This window comes from Chromobacterium sp. Beijing, assembly GCF_021496765.1.
Classification (GTDB): domain Bacteria; phylum Pseudomonadota; class Gammaproteobacteria; order Burkholderiales; family Chromobacteriaceae; genus Chromobacterium.
In genome coordinates this window covers 672,294-690,617 of the sequence record NZ_CP053750.1, presented here as the reverse complement: position 1 = coordinate 690,617, position 18,324 = coordinate 672,294, and the positions used below count along the sequence as shown (strand labels likewise).

The window sequence follows — 18,324 nt, the reverse complement described above, 5'->3', positions numbered from 1 at the left end:
TCCCTGGTGGAGGGCCGCAAGCGGCCAGTCTGCCCATCAAATGGAACTGTCCCCAACCGTTCACTGGGAAGTTCGTTTCAGTGGTTCAGCTTGAACATATTGACGTGAACGCAGGAGGGGACGGCATAGTAGGTCATCAGGTGGTTCTCCAGTTCCGTCGCTGCCGTGGCGAGGTTCGTCAATGTGTGAACGCCAGAATTGGGATCGAAGAAATAGAGATCGCTACCGTCATAGGCAAGCGCCACAGAGTGGGGCGTAGTGCTTTGCATCGCGATCAGTGCCGCGCCGCGCCCGCTGCTCACCAACAGTTCGATGGTGTGCGTCAGCAACTGGACGAAGCCTCCCTCGAAGAAGGAAGACAAGGTTCCAATCGACTTGCAGCCCAGGGTCTGCGCCTCCTGTGAGTACAGGTTATGAAACGCCTGGATGGCCTTGCCCTGGTTGCGAATACCAGGAAGGTTGCCTCCTCTGGGGTCGCTGATCGGTTGGTCGTCAATGTCGGTTTCATAGGCGCCGGATGTCATGAGGCCATCACAGATCTGGTCCTGCAAAGCCATGATGCGCTCAACCTTCCGACTGATATTCCGCTGTTCCAACATGTCGGCAAGTCCCGGCACCGGACCCAAGTCAAGCGCGCGCATGCAGAAATAAAAGGAAATGCCTTCGCAGGAGCCACTATGCCGTGCGTTGAAGTCACTTTGTTTGCAAGCCAAAACGAGGGTGATAGCCACAACATGCTCCTTGCTTATTCTCGGTTTTCATAACCAGCTTCGACTGACCAAGCCGGATATTCGAAGTGAGTCCTGCTCGAAGAACGACCGGTGAAAAGCATGCAACTGCAATCTGGCCCCTTTAAATTTCCTGTAGCAGGCGCCTGACGCTTCTAAGAACCTGTTTACGATCTACTGCGCTGCGTGGAGCGTTACACGATGAGTACGCCTTCGAAATGCTCATGTACCACTTGTACATTCCGCTTTCTCAGCCGTTTTCGCCTTGTCTCGCTCTTGCTCGCAAGAGCGTAAACACGTTCTACGCAATTGAAACAAGAAAAGCATTGGGCTCAGGGGTGAGCCGATGGCGTGTTGCTGCCCGAAATCAGCCACTTTTAGCCGTCAACAGCCACCTGAAAAATAACAACTATCCCCTCCTCGCCTTCTCAATCCCGGCAATATCAATCTTCACCATCTCCATCATCGCGTCGAACACCCGCTTGGCGGCGGCCCGGTCTGGATCGGCCAGCGCCTCGGTCAACACGCGCGGGGTGATTTGCCAGCTTAGGCCCCATTTATCCTTGCACCAGCCGCAGGCGCTGGCCTGGCCGCCGTTGCCGACGATGGCCTGCCACAGGCGGTCGGTTTCGGCCTGGTCTTCGGTGGCCACCTGAAAGGAGAAGGCTTCGCTGTGTTTGAAAGCTGGGCCGCCGTTGATACCCAGACAGGGAATGCCCAGCACGGTGAATGCCACGGTGAGCACATCGCCCTCTTTGCCGGCCGGGTAGTCGCCGGGTGCGCGCAGCACCGCGCCGACGCGGCTGTCCGGGAAGGTGGCGGCGTAGAAGCGCGCGGCGTCTTCGGCGTCGCCGTCGTACCACAGGCAGATGGTGTTTTTGCCCATTCCCCTTCCCTTTGCTGGCTCATATCGCTCAAAGACAGGCCATTGCCATGTACAAGAACGAGCAATGGCCGCATGCCCGAAACATACATTTGTCATGGTAGACAATTTTGGCGATCTCGCCGCGCGCATAAAAAAAGCCTCCCCTAAGGGAGGCTTTGCGTTGTGCCGGCTGGCCGTCGCGGTGGCCAGCGGCCTTGCGCTTACATGCTGCCGTGGAAGGTGCGGTTGATCACGTCCAGCTGTTGCTCGCGCGTCAGCTTGACGAAGTTCACCGCATAGCCGGACACGCGGATGGTCAGTTGCGGGTACAGCTCCGGGTGTTCCATCGCGTCCATCAGGGTTTCGCGCTTGAACACGTTGACGTTGACGTGGAAACCGCCGGCGTCGGAGAAGCCGTCCAGGCAGTTGGCCAGGTTGGCAACGCGTTCTTCTTCGCTATGGCCCAATGCGTCCGGGGTGGCGGAGGCGGTCCAGCTGATGCCGTCCAGCGCGGCTTCATACGGCAGCTTGGCTACCGATGCGCCCGCGGCGACAAAGCCTTTCACGTCGCGGCCGTTCATCGGGTTGGCGCCCGGGGCGAACGGTTCGCCGGCGCGGCGGCCGCACGGGGTGTTGCCGGTTTTCTTGCCGTACACCACGTTGGAGGTGATGGTGAGCACGGACTGAGTCGGCATCGCGTTGCGGTAGAAGTGCGGCTGGGCCTTGATCTTGTCCATGAAGGTTTCGGTCAGCCATACCGCGATGCTGTCGGCGCGGTCGTCGTTGTTGCCGTAAGCCGGGTAGTCGCCTTCGATCTTGTAGTCCACCGCCAGGCCCGCTTCATTGCGGATGATGTGCACTTTGGCGTGCTTGATGGCGGACAGGGAGTCGGCGGCCACGGACAGGCCGGCGATGCCGCAAGCCATGGTGCGCAGGATGTCGCGGTCGTGCAGCGCCATTTCGATGCGTTCGTAGGCGTACTTGTCGTGCATGTAGTGGATGCAGTTCAGCGCCTTGACGTAAGTGGCGGCCAGCCAGTCCATCAGCAGGTCGAACTTGGGCATCAGTTCGTCGTAGGTCAGCACGTCGCTCTTGATCGGCTCAAAGCCCTTGGCCACTTGCACGCCGGACTTTTCATCCACGCCGCCGTTGATGGCGTAGAGCATGGCTTTGGCCAGGTTGGCGCGGGCGCCGAAGAACTGCATTTGCTTGCCGATGCGCATCGCGGACACGCAGCAGGCGATGCCGTAGTCGTCGCCCCAGTGCGGACGCATCAGGTCGTCGTTTTCGTACTGGATGGAGCTGGTGTCGATGGACACTTTGGCGCAGAAGTCTTTGAAGCCGCGCGGCAGCTGGGTGGACCACAACACGGTCAGGTTGGGTTCCGGCGCCGGGCCCAGGTTGTACAGGGTGTTGAGGAAGCGGAAGCTGCTCTTGCTCACCAGGGTGCGGCCGTCTTCGCCCATGCCGCCGATGGATTCGGTCACCCAGGTCGGGTCGCCGGAGAACAGTTGATCGTATTCCGGGGTGCGCAGGAAGCGCACGATGCGCAGCTTGATCACCAGGTCGTCGATCATTTCCTGGGCTTGTTCTTCAGTCAGCGCGCCGGAGGCCAGATCGCGCTCGATGTAGACGTCCAGGAAGGTGGCGACGCGGCCAAAGGACATGGCGGCGCCGTTTTGTTCTTTCACGGCGGCCAGGTAGGCGAAGTAGGTCCACTGCACCGCTTCGCGGGCGTTGACGGCCGGGCGGCTGATGTCGAAGCCGTATTTGGCGGCCATCTGCTTCAGTTCGTCCAGCGCGCGGAATTGTTCGGACAGTTCTTCGCGCAGGCGCAGCACGTCTTCGTTGAAAACGGCGTCGTCCAGCTCATGGAATACTTTTTGGCGTTCGGCCCGCAGGAAGTCGGTGCCGTACAGGGCCACGCGGCGGTAGTCGCCGATGATGCGGCCGCGGCCGTAGGCGTCCGGCAGGCCGGTGATCACGCCGGATTTGCGCGCGGCCATGATGTCCGGGGTGTAGGTGTCGAACACGCCCTGGTTGTGGCTCTTGCGGTAGTGGGTCCACACGTCCTTGATGACCGGGTCCAGCTTGAAGCCGAAGGCTTCCAGGCCGTTCTCAACCATGCGCAGGCCGCCGTTGGGCATGATGGCGCGCTTGAGCGGCGCATCGGTTTGCAGGCCGACGATGACTTCGCTGGCTTGGTCGATGTAGCCGGCGTCATGCGCGGTGATGGAGCTGCCGCGGTCCGCGGCTACGTCCAGCACGCCACGGGCGCGTTCTTCTTTCAGCAACTCGCTCAGGGTGTCCCACAGCTTTTGGGTGCGCGCGGTAGCGGGCGCCAGGAAGCTGGCGTCGCCTTCAAACGGCTTGTAGTTCAGCTGGATGAAGTTGCGGACATCCACCTTGCTTTGCCATTCACCGCCGGTGAAATCGCGCCAGGGGTTGGCTTGAGTCGCGTCACGATTCAGAGCATCCATGTGTGCCTCCTAGTAACTATCAGTAAATGTTGAGTACTGAACATATTGTACATTCGGTTTCGAAAAAAATCGTTTGATAAAGATCAACTGCCGCAGACTAAAACGCGCGTGCGGCCCCGCCCGAGGCGGCGGCAAAATCTCTTAAAAAACGCTTTATTTTCAATACCATGAAAAACCACATCAACACGCCGTCATTGTAGCCGGCGCATTACATTCGAAAACGAACATCAAACACTCGTCCCAAGCACCGCCGCGGCCGGTTTTGCGGCTTCGCGCCGCGCCGGCAGGGTGTGGCGCTCCAGCAGGTAAACCACCAGGCCCACGCCCAGCGCACCGCCGGCGATATTGCCCAGGGTGGCCGGAATCATATTGTGCAGGATGGCGGCGGCGTCCAGGCCTTGCATGCCGTGCAGCAGGGCCAGCGAGAAGAAGGCCATATTGGCGATGCTGTGCTCAAAGCCGGAGAAGAAGAACACGAAGACCAGCAGCAGGATCATCAGCATCTTGGCGGCGTCGCCGGCCATGCGCAGCGGCACCCATACCGCCAGACAGATCACCCAGTTGCACAGCGCGCCCTTCCAGAAGATTTCCCAGCCGCCGGCGTGCACTTTGTGCGCGGCCACATTGAACAGCAGGTGGTCGGCCGGCAGGCTGCCCATGCCGCCGGCGCCGGCGAACACGGCGGTAAACAGCAACACGCCCAGCAGATTGCCCAGGTAGACCAGGGCCCAGCTGCGCAACAGGTTGCAGACGCGGCAGTCGCCGCTGAGCACGCCCACGCTGAAGTACATCACATTGCTGGTGAACAGCTCCAGCTTGCAGACGATGATGCTGACCAGGGCCACGCCGAAGAAGCCGGCCACGGCGATGTAGTAGCCGGGGGAGCCGACGGCGAAGAAGACCTGGCCCAGCTTGAGGCTGACGCTGAGCACCACGGCGATCAGCGCGCCGGCCATGCCGGCGCTCAATAGATAGCGGCCGGGGTGCTGACGCAGCACGGTCTGTTTGGCAGCGGCTTCTGCCGCGACGTAGGCGAGTGTGGAGGCGTGATTCATGTTTTTCATTTCGCGAGCTTGGGCAACGCCGCCAGCCGCGGGTCCATCTTGATGCAATGCCTATCAACTGCTGATGCCGTTTTCAGGTTTTGCCGGATTTTGCCCGGCCCGGCCTGCTTCCGGCATTGGCTTGGTTGGCTGTCATCCTTGATTGGTTCCCGCGTCTGCGCTTGCCCTGATTGTTGATTCACGAAAATTTTATGTTCGTATTGCATCATTGTTGTTTGATAACTATCAAACGCAAGCCTTTCCTTGGCACGCTTTCGCTCAAGCCTTTCTTTTTACAACATGCCCGGCAATGGATTTGCCGTCTCCGCCGCGGCTCAGCCGCCGCCCACGGCCGCCGGCTCTCCTTAGATCCGGTTCAAAGCCTGCCGCGCTTTACAAGACGCGGCGCGGCGAGCGCCGCATTCGAAATGCGGACGCACCGCGCACGCATCCCGCTTTCTCAGCGATTTCCGCCCTGACTCGCTCCGGCTCGCGAGACGTTGACAGCCTATTGCGCAGCCATTGAAGAGCCGCCGCGCCAGACGGGACGCGGCACGGCAATCGCGGTTTCGAGGATGCGCATGCGTCCCTGGCGCATTCCGCCCTTGAGACCGCCACGCCTGGCCTTGCCCCTAATCGCGCGGTCTTGAACCGCTAGCGCGGCCAAGCAACCCCGATGCCGCGTGCGCCGACTTGAGCGATTCCCGTCGCGCCGGCGTTGGCGCGCCTTGCTTCAGCCGCATAACTTGAGCGTGTTTGCCGCTCCTAAGAGGCGATTCACCGCCTGCCGCGCGTCAGCGGGACGGTCCGAGCAAGGCCTTGAAACCGGCTTCAGAGCGCCCATGCGCCCCTTGCGTATTCCGCTTCTTCGGCGGCAAGGCCTTGCCTGGTGCTTGCTCGAGAGACTTTGAACAGGCGCTTAGGCGGATGGCAAGCGCGATAATAAACAAGCAAAAACACCATATAAATCATATAGATAATAGAAAAACGATCGTTTGAACGCTAGCGGCATGTTGGAAACCAATCAAATAATGTTCGTTTTGAAATATTTTTGTTCGTTTTCGAAAACGATTCAGCTGCTCAGATTTCATATCATGATACTCCACCGCCCGCTATCGGCTCTGCTGATATAGCAAATGTCTTGACGCAAGCGGCGGCGCCCAGCGCCTCTCCCCCATCCCCGCCCCCAGACGTCAAAACCGAATTAATTCATTTTATTCATCAAGTTATCCAGCAAAAACCGGATGGGCAAACCACTCGCCGCAGCCAAGCACCCGTGCCGTCGCGCCAGCGGCAACCATGCCATTGGCGTGTTCCTTCCCGCTACAACTGCCTCGAACTATTGCGCAAAGTCGATGCGCTTTTTCAAGCAAGCGCTCGATTTCACTCAGCAACAATCAGCAAAGCAACAAGAAAACAAAGCAATCCGAAAATTGGAAGATTCTCAAAAAATGCGATATTCCTAGCCATTTTTTCAATAAACATAGATATTCTGTGGTTTTTTAAACCAAAACAAAGCAATTGTCATGATATTGATAAGACATCTACAGCAAATAGCAATTGTTCGGATGTTCGTTTTGCTTCAAAATAAAGTTGATTAGAATCAACTGATGTTCTGAAAGGTGTAACCCTCGCAGTACAACTGCCTATACCATGCACATCAATGAAGCCGTGAATCACTAATCAGCGGTTCCAGCTACTGACCAAAAGTCTAGCAAGAGATGAAAACGGCGCGCCGCCGGGCGGCACGCCAGAACGATTACCCCATTTGTCTTTAATGAAGGCCAATATCATGTCTCAAGCCGTTTCCACCCCCCTGCCCAAATCAGGCGCTTCGTCCTCCTGGACCAAGCAAGATACCGTCTGGATGTTGGGTCTGTACGGCACCGCCATTGGCGCCGGCACCTTGTTCCTGCCCATCAACGCAGGCATTGGCGGTCTGTGGCCGCTGATCGTCATGGCGCTGCTGGCCCTGCCGCTGACTTTCTTCGCTCACCGCGGCCTCACCCGTTTCGTACTGTCCAGCTCCAAGCCGGGCGCCGACATCACCGAGGTGGTGGAAGAGCACTTTGGCGTGGGCGCGGGCAAGCTGATCACCCTGCTCTACTTCTTCGCCATCTACCCCATTCTGTTGGTGTATAGCGTGGCCATCACCAACACCGTGCAATCCTTCATGGTCAACCAGCTGGGCGTGTCCGCTCCGCCGCGCGCCATCCTGTCGCTGATCCTGATCCTGGGTCTGATGGCCATCGTGCGCCTGGGCGAGAAGATGATCGTCAAGGCCATGAGCGTGCTGGTTTACCCCTTTGTCGCCTGCCTGATGCTGCTGGCGCTGTACCTGGTTCCGGAATGGAACAGCTCGGCCATCCAGCAAGCCGGCAGCCTGGGCGACGCCCTGTCCCACGGCGCGTTCTACAAAACGCTGTGGCTGGCCATCCCGGTCATGGTGTTCTCCTTCAACCACTCGCCCATCATTTCGTCCTTCTCGGTTGACCAGCAGAAACTGCATGGCGACGCCGCTGAGCCGGCCGCCGGCCGCGTGCTGATCCGCGCTCACATCATGATGGTGCTGTCGGTGATGTTCTTCGTGTTCAGCTGCGTGTTCAGCCTGTCCCCGGCCGACCTGGCCGCCGCCAAGGCGCAGAACATTTCCATCCTGTCCTACCTCGCCAACCACTTCCGCAACCCGGTGATTGAATGGGTGGCTCCGCTGATCGCCATCGTCGCCATCAGCAAATCCTTCCTGGGTCACTACCTGGGCGCCAAAGAAGGCTTCAACGGCCTGATCATCAAGCAACTGCGCCAGAGCGGCAAATCCATCGAGACCGCCAAACTGGACCGCTTCACCGCCGTGTTCATGATCATCACCACCTGGGCCGTGGCCACCTTCAACCCCAGCATCCTGGGCATGATCGAAACCCTGGGCGGCCCGGTGATCGCGATGCTGCTGTTCCTGATGCCGATGTACGCCATCGCCAAAGTGCCGGCCATGAAGAAATACTCCGGCGCCGCCAGCAACATCTTCGTGGTTCTGATCGGCCTGATCGCCATCTCCGCCATCTTCTACGATCTGTTCGCCTGATCGCCCTTCTCTGACAGCCCGGCCGGTTACGGCCGGCCGGGCTCCTCAGCATCAAGCCAAAGTATCAAGCCAAGAGGTAAGCAATCATGTTCAGCATGACTGATATCTACAAAATCGGCGTCGGCCCCTCCAGTTCCCACACCGTCGGTCCGATGAAGGCCGGCCACCAGTTCCTGGGCTCGCTCAAGGAAACCGGCCGTTTCAACCAAGTCACCCATGTTCACGTCGACTGCTACGGCTCGCTGGCCCTGACCGGCAAGGGGCATTGCACCGACCACGCCATCATTCTGGGCCTGGCCGGCAATCTGCCGGACACCGTGGACCCGGAACAGACGCCGGCCCTGATCGCCGATGTGGAAAAAACCCGCCAGCTGACGCTGGGCCGCACGCATCAGCGCGTGGGCTTCGACATGGATTTCCACACCGCCAACCTGCCGATGCACGAAAACGGCATGCAGATCCACGCCTTTGTCGGCGACGAGTGCGTGCTGACCAAGACGTATTATTCGATCGGCGGCGGCTTCATCGTGGACGAGGAGCATTTCAATCAAAGCTCCTGCAGCGACACCCCGGTGCCTTACCACTTCCTCAGCGCGCAGCAGATGATGGATATGTGCGAGGAAACCGGCCTGTCCATTTCCGCGCTGGTGATGGAAAACGAAAAAGCCTTCCATGAGGTCAAGGACGTTCAGCAGCATTTCGCCAAAGTGTGGGATGTGATGAAGACCAGCATTGACCGCGGCATGCGCACCGAAGGCAATCTGCCCGGCCCGATGCGGATTCCGCGCCGCGCGCCGGCCCTGCACCGGATGCTGACCAGCTCCTTGCAAGTGGCCAAGGACCCGATGAGCGTGATGGATTGGGTCAATATGTACGCGATGGCGATGTCGGAAGAAAACGCGGCCGGCGGCCGCGTGGTCACCGCGCCCACCAACGGCGCCTGCGGCATCGTGCCGGCGGTGCTGGCCTACTACAACCACTTCATCCAGCCGCTGGACGAGGACAGCTGCCTGCGCTTCTTCCTGTCTTCCGGCGCCATCGGCTGCCTGTTCAAGCTGAACGCGTCGATCTCCGGCGCCGAGGTGGGCTGTCAGGGCGAGGTGGGCGTGGCTTGTTCCATGGCCGCGGCCGGCCTGACCGAGTTGATGGGCGGCAGCCCGTCCCAAGTGTGCATGGCGGCGGAAATCGCCATGGAGCACAACCTGGGCCTGACTTGCGACCCGGTGGGCGGCCAGGTGCAGATTCCCTGCATCGAGCGCAACGCCATCGCCGCGGTCAAGGCCATCAACGCCGCGCGCATGGCCATGCACCGCGTCAGCAGCCCCAAGGTGTCGCTGGACAAGGTGATCGCCGCCATGTACGAAACCGGCAAGGACATGGACGCCAAGTACCGTGAAACCTCCTGCGGCGGCCTGGCCCTGCAGATCGTGACCGAGAGCAAGGTGGCGCCGACTCAGGCCATCCGCTGGGTGAACGACGCGGCCTGAAACTGAGGCCAGCCGTCAAAAGACAACGCCGCCGGGGCCAACCGGCGGCGTTTTTTGTGCCCGCGGCTCAGGAGGTCCGCAACTGGCCGTGCGCCGCCTCCGCCAACCGCCCCAGCTCATCCCGCGACAGGCCGGCCGACAAGGCGTAGGCGAAGCGGCCGTCCCACCAATAAAACACGTTCACCGGCCCCTGGCTGGCGAAGCGGAAGCCGGCGTCCCGCCGAGGCGCGGCGGTGGTGGCCACGTACAAGGTCATGCGCTGACCGGCGGCGTTGTGGTACATGAACTGGGCCACCGGCCCTTGTTCGCCCGGCAACAGCCGGCCGCCGATCAACTCATAGCCTTGCGCGCTCAACAGCGGCGGCTTGACCCGGCTTTGCAGCCGTTTGGACAGCCAGGCCACCAACTGGTCCTGATGCTCGGCGTCGATTTCCACCGGCCGCTTCACGTCCGGGCTATACACCACATGCGCCATCGCCGCCAAGCGCGGCAAAGGCTCCTGGCCGTCCGCCGCCGCCGCCCACTGCGCAGCCGGCGCTTGCAGCTGACCGCGCAGCAACCAGCCGCCGCCGCCGCCCAGGGCCAACATCAGCACGGACGCGGCCGCGCCCTGCCACCACGGCGCCCGCCACCCTCGCCGCAACGGAGCCGGCGGCGGCAGCGCGGCGGCCAGCAGGCGCGGCGGGACGGGCTCTCGCAAGGCCGGCTCGAACAAGGCGCCGATATCGTCCTGCAAGCGACGGTAAGCCCGCAGCCGTTCCCGTGCCTCCGGGTGGTTGTCCAGATAGGCTTCCACCGCCGCGCGCCGCTCCAGCGGCAAGGCGTCGTCCAGATAAGCCTGCAATTCCTGTTCCGTGACCGTTTCCATCATACTCCTCCTCCGGCGGCCGGCGCGGCGCCCGCCTCCATCAAACCGCGCAAGCGTTCGCGCCCCCGGCTCAGCCGCGACATCACCGTGCCCAGCGGAATATCCAAGGTCGCCGCAATCTGCTGATAGCTCATGTCCTCCAGCGCCAGCAGCAGCAACACGGCGCGCTGCTCCTCCGGCAGCCGGGCCAGATTGGCCGCCAGTTCGCGCAGCGCCAGGCCGCGCTCCTGCGGCGCGTCCACCGTCAGCTCGGCCATATCCTCCGACAGCGGCTGCCGCCTGGCGCCGTAACGGCGAAAGTCGTCGATATGCTGCCGGTGCATGATGCCGAACAGCCAGGGGCGCAAGTCGCGGTCTTCCCGCCATTGCCGCCACTTGCGCCAGGCTTGCTCCAGCGTGTCCTGCACCAGATCGTCCGCCGCGCCCTGATCGAACACCAGGGCGCGGGCATAACGCCTCAGGCGCGGAATGCAATCCACCAGCAGACGGTGGAAGCGCTGTTGGGCCGCCTCGCTCATCCAGCGGCGGGGGCCAGCACCCGGACAATGGCCTTACGCGTCAAATCCACCTCCGCAATGCCCAGATCTTCGTTCAACACCCAGGCCTTGCCGCTGTCCCGGCTGAAGCTGATGGCCTGACGCGGCCCGCTGAAGCCGGTGATTTCCCCCACCGCTTCGAACGCCGGCAAGGACACCACGGTCAGCGAGTGGCTCTTGAGGTTGCCGGAATACAGGAAGCGCCCGTCCGGCCGCAAGGCCGCGCCGTAAGGTTCTTGCCCCACTTTCACCGTCTTGATCACGGTCCGGCTGGGCACATCCACCCAGGACAGCGTATCCGCGCCGCTATTGGCGGCGAACACGCTGCGGCCGTCGCCGCTGACGGAGATGGCGCGCAGCTTGTTGAAACCGCCCACCTCGGCGCGGGTCTCCAGCTTGGCCGCGTCCACCAGGGTGATCTTGTCGCCCAGGAAATTGGTGACGAACACGGTGCCGCCGTCCGGCGACACCTTGATGCCCTGGCGCGGCTGGGCGAAACCGGTCAGCACTTTTTCCACCTTCCATTGCGGCAGATTGACCACGGTCAGGCTGCCGGCGGCCTGATTATTGACGTAGAGCCGGCTGCCGTCCCGGTTCAGCGCGGTGCCGAAAGCCCCCGGCCCTATCGCCAGACTGGCTTCCCGCGTCCAGCTGCCCGCGTGCCAGCGCTCCACCACGCCCTTGCTGCTGTCGGAGACGTAGAAGCGCTCCCCGTCCGGGGAAAACACGATATTGCGCGGCGTGACGAAGCCCGGCAGTTCGCGCAGCAGCTTGCCGGCGCGCAGATCGTAGGCCAGCAGCGTGCCGCGGGAACTGTTGCCGGCCAGGGCCAGCGTTTCCGCCGGATTGACCGCCAGGGTGTTGTTGCGGATTTGCGGATCGAAAGCCGCCGGCTCCTGCGCCCAGGCCAAGGGCGTCGACAACGCCGCCAACAGCAGCGCCGCCCTCGCTTTAACGCGCCACATGCCATACCTCCTTGAAGCCGTCGCCGGTGCGCTCGCCCGACTTGCCGTCTTTGGCGAAACGGTACAAGGGCTTGCCTTGATACGCCCACTGCGTCTGGCCGTCGTCGCGGCGGATCCGGCTGAAACCCTCCGGCGCGCTGTCGTCCGCCGCCGCCAGCAAGGGCGGCCACAGCGCCGCGCAAGCCTGATTGCACGCGCTGCGGCCGCTGCCGGCCGCATCCTTGTCGAAGACGTACAGCGTCATGCCTTGCGCGTCCACCAGCGCGCCGTCGCGCCGCGACGCCGCCTCCCCGGCCAACGCGCCCATGCTCAGCGCCGTCAGCGCCACCGCCATCCATGCTTTCATCGCAGACTCCTCCCGTTGTAGAACACGCGGCCACTGCCGGCCCTCATCTCAAGGCCTGCGCGCCGCGGTGCTCCATCTTGACGAAACCGCCGACCATTCGGCGTTCAGTACGGGGTATACGGATGGACGGCGCGCTTTATTCCCGCCGCGACGCGTTTTTTTTCAGTTCCTGCCGCCAAAGCATGAAAAAACCGCCGGTTTCCCGGCGGTTTTGTGCGAATGGCCGTCAGCGCTTAGGCCGGCGCCATGCCCACCCAGCCCTGCGGAATGGACTCCAACAGCTTGCGGGTATAGCTCTGCCGCGGCTCGCGGTAAATCTGGTCCGCGTCCGCCTGCTCCACCACCTCGCCCTTGTTCATCACCATCACCTGGTCGGAGATATGCTTCACCACCGCCAGATCGTGCGAGATGAACAGATAGGACAGGCCGTATTCGTCCTGCAGGTCTTGCAGCAGGTTCAGCACTTGCGCCTGCACCGACACGTCCAGCGCCGACACCGATTCGTCGCAGATCAGCACTTCCGGCTTCAAGGTCAAGCAGCGCGCGATCGCGATGCGCTGACGCTGGCCGCCGGAGAATTCGTGCGGGTATTTCTGCAGCGCCCCGGCCGGCATCCCCACCTTGTCCAGCAGTTCCTGCGCCAGCTTGCGCCGTTCGCCGCCGTCGCGGCCAATGCCGTGCAGCTGCATCGGTTCGCTCAGGATCTGCTCCACGGTGAAGCGCGGGTTCAGCGAGGCGTAGGGGTTCTGGAAGATGATCTGGATACGCCGCTTGTAAGCGTGGAAGGCCTTGGCGTCCATGCCCAGCAGGTCCTGGCCGTGGAACAGCGCCTGCCCGCCGCTGGCCTGGTGCAGCCGCACCAGGGTCAGACCGACGGTGGTCTTGCCGGAGCCGGATTCGCCGACGATGCCCAGGGTTTTGCCCTTGGCCAGTTTGAAGGACACGTCCTTGACCGCGTGGAACTGGCGTTTGCCGAACAAGCCTTCGCGCACGTCGAAGGATTTGCTCAGCCCGCGCACGTCCAGGATGATTACGTCGTCGTCCCGGTAGCCGCGCTCGCGCTGCGGCGGCTCCACATAGCCGCCCGGCTGCAGGAAGTCGTCGATCACCGCCAGCCGTTGCGGCCGCCGGTCCAGGTGCGGGCGGCAGGCCAGCAGCGCCTTGGTGTAAGCGTCCTGCGGCGCGTCGAAGATTTGCTGCACGCTGCCCTGTTCGCGGATTTCGCCGTGACGCATGACGATGACTTCGTCGGCGAACTCGCCCACCACGCCCAGATCGTGGGTGATGAACAGCACCGCCATATCGTGTTTCTTCTGCAGGTCCGCGATCAGTTGCAGGATCTGCTTCTGGATGGTCACGTCCAGCGCGGTGGTGGGTTCGTCGGCAATCAGCAGCTTGGGTTCGCAGGCGATGGCCATCGCGATCATCACCCGCTGCTGCTGGCCGCCGGACAGCTGGTGCGGATAGCTGTCCACCTTGCTTTCCGGTTCCGGCAGGCCCACTTCGCGCAAGAGTTCGATCGCGCGCCGGCGCGCGGCGCGGCGGCCCAGCTTGGCGTGCAGCATCAAGGCTTCCATGATCTGCTCGCCCACGCTGAACACCGGGTTCAGCGAGCTCATCGGCTCCTGGAAGATCATCGCGATGTCTTTGCCGCGCAGCGCGCGCATCTCGGCGCCGCCGGCCTTGAGCAGATCCCGCCCTTGCAGCAGGATCTGGCTGTCCGGGTGGATGCTGGCGTGCTGCGGCGACAGCAGGCGCATGATGGCCATGGAGGTCACCGATTTGCCGGAGCCGGATTCGCCCACCAAGGCCACGGTGCGCTTGGCCGGGATGTCGAAGCTGACGCCCTTGAGCGCCTGGAATTCGCCGCCGTTCTCCTGACGGAACGCCACTTTGAGATTGCGCACCGACAGCAGGGTCTGGTTCTGAGTCATAGTCTGTTCTCCCCGCTCACTTCGCCGCCGCGCGCGGGTCCAGCGCGTCGCGCAGCGCGTCCACCAACAGGCTGAAGGCGGTGACCAGCAGCGACATGGACAAGGTAACCGCCAGCATTTGCCACCAATAGCCCTGGATCAGCTCGGTGGGCGCTTCCGCCAGCATCGATCCCAGGCTGACCTGGCGCACGCCGACGCCGAAGCCGAGGAAGGACAGGATGGCTTCGTATTTGATCAGCGCCACGGTGAGCAGGGAAAACTGCACCAGCAGCAGATGGGAGATATTGGGCAGGATGTGGACGAACATCTTGCGGGCGTTGCCGGCGCCGATGGCGTCCGCCGCCTGCACGTATTCGCGGCCCTTGAGCTTCAGGTATTCCGCGCGCACCAGGCGGAAAGTGCCGGTCCAGCTGGTCAGCGCCATCACCGCGACGATGGTGGTGATGCCGCGGCCGGAGACGGCGGCGAAGGACAGCAGCAACAGCATGTCCGGCACCGAGGTGAACACGCTGTAGAACCAGCCCAGCGCGTCGTCCACCCTGCCGCCGAAATAACCGGCCGCCGCGCCCAGCGCGCAGCCCACCAGCAAGGCCGACACCGCGCCGAACACGCCGACGAAGATGGAGGTGGAGGTGCCTTTCAGGGTTTTCTCTATCACGTCGCGGCCGCGCAGATCCGCGCCGAAGGGCAAGGCGGCGCGCTTGGCCGGCGCGGCCTGCGCGTATTCGCCCACATGCTGCCGCGCCTGTTGCAGCTCCTGGCCTATCGGGTCTTCCTCCGGCGTCATGGTGACGATGGGGGCGGACGCCTGGGCGGGCTTGGCCGGCTCCGGCGGCAACACGTCATCGGCGGAGGCCTGCACCCAGCTGGGCGGCGCGTAGGGCACGGCGATTTCGTCGGTCCAGCCGCCGCCCACCAGATTGAACCAGCCGCCGACGGCCAGCAGCAGGTAGACCGCCACGATCCACAGCGAAACAAAGCCCACTTTCTTGCGTTTCAGCCTTTGCCAGCCCAGCGCCCACAAACCGCGCGAGGGGGCGGCCGGCGCGGCGCCGGCGCCATTATGCAATGTCGTCATTTCCAGCCCTCTCTCACTTGAGCTGCACGCGCGGGTCGATCAGCTTGTAGACCAGATCGCCCAGCAGATTGAACACCATGGTGGCGATGGCGATATAGATGGTGATGGCCTTGATCACCGGGAAATCGCTCTTGTTCACCGCCATCACCACCTCGTTGCCCATGCCGGGAATGCCGAAGAAGCTTTCCAGCACCAGCGCGCCGATCAACATATAAGGCAGCGACATCATCACGCTGGTCACCACCGGGATCAGCGCGTTGCGCAGCACGTGCTTGAGCATCACCGCGCGTTCGGACAGGCCCTTGGCGCGCGCGGTGCGCACGTAGTCCTGGCCGATTTCCTCAACGAAGAAGCTGCGGTAGAAGCGGATGTCCGGCCCCAAGGACACCATCAGGCCCATCAGCAGCGGCAGCGGCACGTAGACGAAGAGATTGACCCAGAAGGCATCCCCCAGCCGCGCACCGGGAACCAGCCCATTTTGAAGGCCAGGAAATACTGGCCGGCGATGATGTAGACCAGCGCGCTGACCGACATGGCCACGGTGCAGGCGATGGTGACGATGTGGTCGGTCAGGCCGCCGCGGAAATAAGCGACCAGCGCCGCCAGCGGGATGGCGATCAGCAGGTCCACCACCAGCATGGCGCCGGTCAGCGTCAAGGACGGGCCGACGCGGCTGCCGATGATGTCGGCCACCGGCTGCTGGGTGGACCAGGAGGTGCCGAAGTCCAGCGTCAGCACCTGTTTGACGAAGATCCAGAACTGCTGCGGCAGGCTCTGATCCAGGCCCAGCTGGGCGCGGATATTGGCCAGCACGTCCGGCGTCAGGTGCTTGCCGGCCAGCACCAGCGACGGATCGCCGCCCACCAGGGTGAACAGGGTGAAAACCAGCAGCATGACGCCAAACAGGGTTGGGATCATCTGCAGGATGCGACGGATGATAAAAGCGGACATGATGTTCTCCTCGCCTGCCGCTTACTTCTGCACGTCCAGGAAACGCCAGATGTAGTTGTAGTTGGGATGCAGCTTGGCGCCGCGCACCCAGGGCTGGATCAGCGTGTTGCGGAAACGGGTGTCGCTGAAGGCCCAGGGCGTATCCGCCATCACGATCTTGTTCATCGCGTCGTACAGCCGGTTGCGTTCCGGGCCGTCTTCCAGATTGCGGGATTGCTCGTACAGCCGGTCGTAGCGCGCGGACTGGTAGCAGGCGTAGTTGACGCCGCCGGTATTGGGGCCGTACAGCAGCTGGACGAAGTTTTCGCCGTCCGGGAAGTCCGCGATCCAGGCCGCGCCGTTCATGCCGAACTTGCATTCGCGCTGCGCCTTGATCTGTTCGTTCCACTGCATCACGCGGAAGTCCACGCGCACCTTGATCAGATCGAAGGCTTTCTGCCAGTACTCGTTCCATTGCTTGTCGATGGCGGTGGGACCGGTCAGGAAGTCCACCACCATCGGCGCGCCGTTTGGCTGGCGGCGGTAGCCGTCCGCGCCCTTTTTGTAGCCGAAGCGGTCCAGCAAGGCGTTGGCCAGCGCCGGGTTGTAGGGGAAGGCGCCGCGGAAATCCGGGTTGTGGCCGGCCACATTGGGCGGCACCACGTACTGGACCTTGACCGCCTGGTTGCGGCGGATGTCGCGTATGGTTTCGTCGGTGTTGAAGGCCATGGTGATGGCGCGGCGCAGCGCGATCTTGTCCTTGCCGTAGCCGCCCACCACCGGGTCTTTCATGCCGAAGGCGTAGAAGGTGATTTCCTCGTCCAGGCTGCGCAGCAAGCGGACGCCCTGGCGCTGGAGATCCGGCTTCAGTTCCGCCCGCCACGGATTGCTCGGATCCATGCGCAGCAGCTGCCGGATCAAGGGCTGGGGAATGCCCACCAGGTCCAGCTCCGCGCTCTTGAACGCCAGCCAGGTGGGCTGTTCCTCCTGGATCACCGACACTTCGATGCGGCCGATCTGCGGGTAGCTTTTGCCGTTCATCTCGCGGGCGACGCGCTGGTCTTCCGGATTGTCGCCCGGCGGGTAGTTGAAAGTCTGCTTGCGGAAATGGGGGTTGGCCACCAGCGAGATATGGGTGCCCGGCTGCCATTTGGCCAGCATATAGGGGCCGGTGCCCACCGGGTGGGCGTTGGTGTTGCTGCCGTAAGCCTCCACCGCCTCGCGCGCCTGGCCTTGCACAAAGGGCGCGGCCAGGATGTATTTCAGCGCCGGGTACGGCTGGGTCAGCTTCAGTTGCAGGGTGTAGCGGTCCAGCGCGCGCACGCCGGCCACCGGCGCGTCGTAGTTGATCTTGCCGCCGGCGGGCTTGGCCCAGGCGTCCAGGCCGACGAATTTGCCGGCCACCAGATCGCTGATCGGCGAGGCGACCGCCGGATCGATCAGCCGCTTGAAGGCGTAGACGTAGTCTTCCGCCGTCAGCTCGCGCTTCTTGCCCTTGAAGGCCGGGTCCGGCGCGAAGTACACGCCTTTTTTCAGGGTGAAGGTGTAGGTTTTGGCGTCGGCGCTGACCGTGGGCATGGCGGTGGCGACATTGGGCACCACCTTGACCGGCCGCGCCAGGTAGTCGAAGGTCAGCAGCGGGTCGAAGATGTGTTCGATGATGGCGCCGGAATAAATGTCCGAGGTCTTGGACGGGTCGAAACCGGTCTCCGGCGCGTTGAAGGCCACATGCAGCACCTTGTTCATGTCGGCGGCCTGCGCCGACACGCCTCCCCACGCCATCAGCGCCAGCAGCGCGCATCGCTTCAGGCTCATGATTTTCTCCTTTGTTGTCGCTTCGGCCTGGCGTCTTGCGCCGGCCCGCTTATTATGTCGCCGCTCTAGCGGCTCTTAGAACGTGTTTACGATCTCGCGAGCGAAGGCGAGACAAGGCGAAAACGAGCGAAAAAGCGGAATGTACACGTGGTACATAAGCATTTTGA

Annotated in this window: 17 protein-coding genes; 3 read left to right on the top strand and 14 right to left on the bottom strand. The window is 62.6% G+C overall.

Translation table 11 applies throughout. The annotated features are described in order from the left end of the window. Nucleotides 1–77 precede the first annotated feature (77 nt). The 5 genes from HQN78_RS03375 to HQN78_RS03355 form a co-directional block, all read right to left on the bottom strand. The gene (locus tag HQN78_RS03375) at nt 78–731 is read right to left on the bottom strand and encodes a hypothetical protein (RefSeq protein ID WP_235087901.1); all 654 of its coding nucleotides are present in this window, start codon (nt 729–731) and stop codon (nt 78–80) included. Between the two features lie 406 nt (nt 732–1,137). After that, the gene (locus tag HQN78_RS03370) at nt 1,138–1,614 is read right to left on the bottom strand and encodes a VOC family protein (protein WP_235087899.1); all 477 of its coding nucleotides are present in this window, start codon (nt 1,612–1,614) and stop codon (nt 1,138–1,140) included. A gap of 200 nt (nt 1,615–1,814) precedes the next feature. Next, a complete protein-coding gene (gene pflB, locus HQN78_RS03365; RefSeq protein WP_107800127.1) occupies nt 1,815–4,073 on the bottom strand; it encodes a formate C-acetyltransferase in 2,259 nt (752 codons plus the stop codon). Nucleotides 4,074–4,300: 227 nt separating this feature from the next. Continuing rightward, nucleotides 4,301–5,128 (bottom strand): formate/nitrite transporter family protein, encoded by an 828-nt coding sequence (locus tag HQN78_RS03360; RefSeq protein WP_235087896.1) that lies wholly within the window; start codon nt 5,126–5,128, stop codon nt 4,301–4,303. A gap of 5 nt (nt 5,129–5,133) precedes the next feature. Next, the gene (locus tag HQN78_RS03355) at nt 5,134–5,346 is read right to left on the bottom strand and encodes a hypothetical protein (RefSeq protein ID WP_107800125.1); all 213 of its coding nucleotides are present in this window, start codon (nt 5,344–5,346) and stop codon (nt 5,134–5,136) included. A gap of 821 nt (nt 5,347–6,167) precedes the next feature. Here HQN78_RS03355 and HQN78_RS03350 point away from each other — a divergent pair. From HQN78_RS03350 to HQN78_RS03340, 3 genes are all read left to right on the top strand, one after another. After that, a complete protein-coding gene (locus HQN78_RS03350; RefSeq protein WP_235087894.1) occupies nt 6,168–6,707 on the top strand; it encodes a hypothetical protein in 540 nt (179 codons plus the stop codon). A gap of 201 nt (nt 6,708–6,908) precedes the next feature. After that, nucleotides 6,909–8,198, top strand: coding sequence for an HAAAP family serine/threonine permease (locus HQN78_RS03345; RefSeq protein ID WP_107801908.1), 1,290 nt, complete (start codon nt 6,909–6,911; stop codon nt 8,196–8,198). Nucleotides 8,199–8,284: 86 nt separating this feature from the next. Beyond that, complete coding sequence (locus HQN78_RS03340; RefSeq protein WP_107800124.1) at nt 8,285–9,685, top strand: L-serine ammonia-lyase; 1,401 nt, start codon at nt 8,285–8,287, stop codon at nt 9,683–9,685. Nucleotides 9,686–9,752: 67 nt separating this feature from the next. Here HQN78_RS03340 and HQN78_RS03335 read toward each other — a convergent pair whose 3' ends face one another. From HQN78_RS03335 to HQN78_RS03300, 9 genes are all read right to left on the bottom strand, one after another. Then, nucleotides 9,753–10,556, bottom strand: coding sequence for an anti-sigma factor (locus tag HQN78_RS03335; RefSeq protein WP_235087892.1), 804 nt, complete (start codon nt 10,554–10,556; stop codon nt 9,753–9,755). Beyond that, nucleotides 10,553–11,071, bottom strand: coding sequence for an RNA polymerase sigma factor (locus HQN78_RS03330; RefSeq protein ID WP_107800122.1), 519 nt, complete (start codon nt 11,069–11,071; stop codon nt 10,553–10,555). The genes HQN78_RS03335 and HQN78_RS03330 overlap by 4 nt, the downstream gene beginning before the upstream one ends. After that, nucleotides 11,068–12,054, bottom strand: a complete 987-nt coding sequence (locus tag HQN78_RS03325) for a YncE family protein (RefSeq protein ID WP_235087890.1) — start codon at nt 12,052–12,054, stop codon at nt 11,068–11,070. Before HQN78_RS03325 ends, HQN78_RS03330 begins: the two co-directional genes overlap by 4 nt. After that, on the bottom strand, nt 12,041–12,400 hold the full coding sequence (locus tag HQN78_RS03320; protein WP_235087888.1) for a hypothetical protein: 360 nt from the start codon (nt 12,398–12,400) through the stop codon (nt 12,041–12,043). The genes HQN78_RS03325 and HQN78_RS03320 overlap by 14 nt, the downstream gene beginning before the upstream one ends. A 233-nt stretch (nt 12,401–12,633) precedes the next feature. Continuing rightward, nucleotides 12,634–14,334, bottom strand: a complete 1,701-nt coding sequence (locus HQN78_RS03315; protein WP_235087886.1) for an ABC transporter ATP-binding protein — start codon at nt 14,332–14,334, stop codon at nt 12,634–12,636. 16 nt (nt 14,335–14,350) lie between these two features. Beyond that, complete coding sequence (locus HQN78_RS03310; RefSeq protein WP_107799537.1) at nt 14,351–15,412, bottom strand: ABC transporter permease; 1,062 nt, start codon at nt 15,410–15,412, stop codon at nt 14,351–14,353. Nucleotides 15,413–15,425: 13 nt separating this feature from the next. Continuing rightward, nucleotides 15,426–15,830, bottom strand: coding sequence for an ABC transporter permease (locus HQN78_RS25655; RefSeq protein WP_304502835.1), 405 nt, complete (start codon nt 15,828–15,830; stop codon nt 15,426–15,428). Next, nucleotides 15,812–16,363 (bottom strand): ABC transporter permease, encoded by a 552-nt coding sequence (locus HQN78_RS25650; protein WP_304502834.1) that lies wholly within the window; start codon nt 16,361–16,363, stop codon nt 15,812–15,814. The genes HQN78_RS25655 and HQN78_RS25650 overlap by 19 nt, the downstream gene beginning before the upstream one ends. Before the next feature lie 21 nt (nt 16,364–16,384). Beyond that, the gene (locus HQN78_RS03300; protein WP_227107755.1) at nt 16,385–18,157 is read right to left on the bottom strand and encodes an ABC transporter substrate-binding protein; all 1,773 of its coding nucleotides are present in this window, start codon (nt 18,155–18,157) and stop codon (nt 16,385–16,387) included. Between the last annotated feature and the right edge of the window lie 167 nt (nt 18,158–18,324).